Annotated in this window: 5 protein-coding genes; all 5 read left to right on the top strand. The window is 35.4% G+C overall.

Annotated elements, in window-relative coordinates; genetic code table 11:
* Positions 1-255: 255 nt before the first annotated feature.
* Positions 256-510 carry a Fe-S cluster assembly protein IscX gene (gene iscX, locus ACY651_RS04870; protein ID WP_462250279.1) on the top strand — a complete coding sequence of 85 codons (255 nt, stop codon included), beginning with the start codon at positions 256-258 and terminating at the stop codon, positions 508-510.
* A 95-nt stretch (positions 511-605) separates the two neighbouring features.
* Positions 606-1,127 carry a KdsC family phosphatase gene (locus ACY651_RS04865; RefSeq protein WP_462250277.1) on the top strand — a complete coding sequence of 174 codons (522 nt, stop codon included), beginning with the start codon at positions 606-608 and terminating at the stop codon, positions 1,125-1,127.
* Positions 1,128-1,186: 59 nt separating this feature from the next.
* Positions 1,187-2,155, top strand: a complete 969-nt coding sequence (locus tag ACY651_RS04860; protein WP_462250275.1) for a geranylgeranylglycerol-phosphate geranylgeranyltransferase — start codon at positions 1,187-1,189, stop codon at positions 2,153-2,155.
* A 127-nt stretch (positions 2,156-2,282) separates the two neighbouring features.
* Positions 2,283-2,858, top strand: coding sequence for a Maf family protein (locus tag ACY651_RS04855; protein WP_462250273.1), 576 nt, complete (start codon positions 2,283-2,285; stop codon positions 2,856-2,858).
* Between the two features lie 109 nt (positions 2,859-2,967).
* The coding region (locus ACY651_RS04850; RefSeq protein WP_462250271.1) for a DUF2851 family protein at positions 2,968-3,298 on the top strand (331 nt) is incomplete at its 3' end.

Here is a 3,298-nt window from a genome sequence, read left to right as displayed (position 1 = left end):
TGGTAGAGGAACTGAGTGATAAGGAAGAAGATTTTATTGACAGGGCTATCAATCCCAGGCTAAACAGCCGGTTGGGTTGCCAGTGTGTATTGCTTGATGGAGAGGGTAACATAACGGTTACACTACCCGACCAAACACAATTTTTAGGCGAATAAAAAAACGTTATTTGGTTTATTGGTTAACTGGTTTATCAGTAAATACTAAGCGGATCATCAACCAATAAACTAATCAACTAATAAACTAATCAACCATACTATGAGTTTTGAATTACCTATACACTGGAACGATCATGAAGATATTGCCATGAAATTATACGAACGCTTTGGCGATGATTTTAATGAGAGCCGAATTTACCGCATCCGTTTTACCGATCTTTTAAAATGGATTTTAGAAATTCCCAATTTTGTGGGTAAGGCCGAAGAAAGTACCGAAGGGCATTTGGAAATGATACAGAGTACGTGGGTGTATGAGTGGAGGGATAATCAACCCCAAACCCCTAAAGGGGCTTAACCAGTTTTTTAATTGTAGTGTCTTCAAGATACAAACATTATAAAATAAATTATACACTTTAAATCGAAGTTCTTCGCCCTGGCGGAGACAGGTGCATGAATCTTCTTGAACTTTTTAAACCAATTAAGACCTTTGTCTTTGATATTGATGGTGTGCTGGCCATTGATACCATGATTGTAATGCCCGATGGTGAGTTGATAAGAAGCATGAACAGTAAAGATGGTTATGCCATGCAGCTGGCCATAAAAAAAGGGTACAATATTATTATTATTACCGGCGGTAACTCCGAAGCTGTAAAACAACGGTTGATAAAGTTGGGTGTAAAAGATGTTTTTTTAGGGGTGCATAACAAAGAAAAATTATTGAAGGAATACGCTCAGCAACAAAATTTATTACTATCTCAAATGCTGTATATGGGAGATGATATTCCTGATTATATGGCCATGCAATTAGTATCGTTGCCCTGCTGCCCGGCAGATGCAGTGCCCGAAATAAAACAAATTTGTAAATACATTTCTCCCTTTACCGGAGGCTATGGCTGCGGCAGAGATGTTATAGAAAAAGTGCTTAAACTTAACGGCCATTGGGAAGTTGATACTTCACTTACTTCCACATAACTTTATTATCATTTCAGTTTTAAACATTCAATTACTAACTTCGGTGCACAAATAACTACATGAAATTAGTAACTGCATTTTTTCGCCTGGTTCGCTGGCCTAATTTGGTGTTTATTGTGGTTACGCAATGTTTGTTTTATTATTTGGTGGTTATTCCTGTTTTTAATAAAAATAATTCAACACCCGTTTTATATCCATTACTTTTTTGGTTTTTAGTTTTGTCTTCTGTTTTAATAGCCGCCGCCGGTTACATCATCAACGATTATTTCGATTTAAATATTGACAGGGTTAACAAACCCGATAAATTAGTAGTAGAGAAAATTATTAAAAGAAGATGGGCCATTATGTGGCATCTTATTCTTTCGCTTGTTGGATTAGTAATAAGTTTATGGGTTTGTTTTAAGGTTGGCGACTTGTATGCCCTGGCAGTTGCTGTAATAAATTTTTTCTGTATCATAGCTTTGTGGCTTTACTCCACCATTTATAAAAGAAAATTACTGATAGGTAATATTTTAATTTCTGTTTTAACAGCCTGGACAATTTTGATTTTGTATTTGATAAATATGAAAAGCTGGTACATGACAAAAGTGATGTATGAAATAAAGCATAATTACGAAACGGCCAGCACAAAACTTTTTAAATATGCCATTGTGTATGCCGGGTTTGCTTTTATTATTTCTTTAATTAGAGAAGTAATAAAAGATATGGAAGATATGGAAGGCGATGCAAGGTATGGCTGTAAAACAATGCCGATTGTTTGGGGCATACCTGCAACAAAAGTTTTTACAGCGGTATGGTTAATTGTTTTAACCGGCGCTTTAATTGTTATTCAGTTTTATGCCATGCATTTGGGCTGGTGGTGGAGTGTGGCGTATTGTGCAGTAACAATTATATTGCCCTTGTTATGGATTTTATTAAAACTGTACAAAGCGCATGTGGCAAAAGATTATCATGTTTTAAGTAATGCTGTAAAATTGGTAATGCTTGCCGGTATTTTATCAATGATTTTTTTTAGAATTTATGACTGATAAAAAAACTGTCAGCCTGAGTTTATCGAAGGCGGGTTAAAGTATAAGCCGGTTTCGACAATCAACCTGACAGCATTAAACTCAAATTTTTTAACCGCTAAAAAAACCTTATAGGTTTGCAAAAGGTATGCAGAAAATTATTCTTGCCTCACAATCTCCACGACGTAAACAATTATTAGAATGGGCCGAAGTGCCTTTTGAAATAATTGTGGCAGATACGGATGAGTCTTTTCCGCAACATTTACCTGTTGAAGAAATTGCTGTGCATATTGCAAGAAACAAGGCCTTAGCCATTCAGCGATCTAACCACATTACCATTCCCATACTCGCCGCCGATACCATTGTTGTTTTACAAAACGAAATTATTGGCAAACCAACAAACAGGGAAGATGCTGTCAATATTTTATCCCGCCTTTCGGGCAATCATCATAAAGTAATTACGGGAGTAGTAATTTTAAATAAAGAAGAAGAAATAAGTTTTGCAGATGTAACCGATGTGGAATTTAATACGCTTACAAAAGAGCAAATTGAATTTTATGTTGACAAATATAAACCTTACGATAAAGCCGGTGCTTACGCCATACAGGAATGGATAGGCGTTGTTGGTATTAAAACTATCAACGGCGATTTTTATAATGTTATGGGCTTGCCGGTGAGCAGGGTGGTACGAGTAATTAATAATTTAGTAATGGATAATGAATAATGTTTTTGCTTTGGGGCTTCATTTTTATTGATTAAGTTTAAGTTTGATTTAACAGGATCATTTAAGTTTGTAAGCATTGTTAATTAATTCATTTATCAATTATCCATTAATGACAGAGCGTTTGCTGCAATACATCTGGCAATTTCAATACTTTAATAAAAGTGAGTTAGTAACTGCAGAAGGGGAGGTGTTACAAATTATTCATTCCGGAAATTATAACACCAACCAGGGCCCCGATTTTTTAGATGCTAAAATAAAAATTGGCGAAACTTTTTGGGCCGGCAGTATTGAACTGCACATCAATTCCACCGACTGGAAAAATCATAAACACAGCGGTGACGATAATTATAAAAATGTAATACTGCATGTTGTTTGGCAATATGATGCTGAAGTTAAAATTCCTTTTTCCACTTTAATTTTAGAAGATAAAGTCTCCAAAT

It is taken from the genome of Ferruginibacter sp., from assembly GCF_031391665.1.
Lineage (GTDB): Bacteria > Bacteroidota > Bacteroidia > Chitinophagales > Chitinophagaceae > Ferruginibacter.
The sequence above is the reverse complement of the archived record's forward strand: the minus strand, read 5'-3'. Positions and strand labels throughout refer to the sequence as shown.

Bases quoted from the DNA above. Each gene is read 5' to 3' on its own strand.
- iscX (WP_462250279.1), top strand. From the start codon at position 256: ATGAGTTTTGAATTACCTATACACTGGAACGATCATGAAGATATTGCC.
- ACY651_RS04855 (WP_462250273.1), top strand. From the start codon at position 2,283: ATGCAGAAAATTATTCTTGCCTCACAATCTCCACGACGTAAACAATTA.
- ACY651_RS04860 (WP_462250275.1), top strand. From the start codon at position 1,187: ATGAAATTAGTAACTGCATTTTTTCGCCTGGTTCGCTGGCCTAATTTG.
- ACY651_RS04865 (WP_462250277.1), top strand. From the start codon at position 606: ATGAATCTTCTTGAACTTTTTAAACCAATTAAGACCTTTGTCTTTGAT.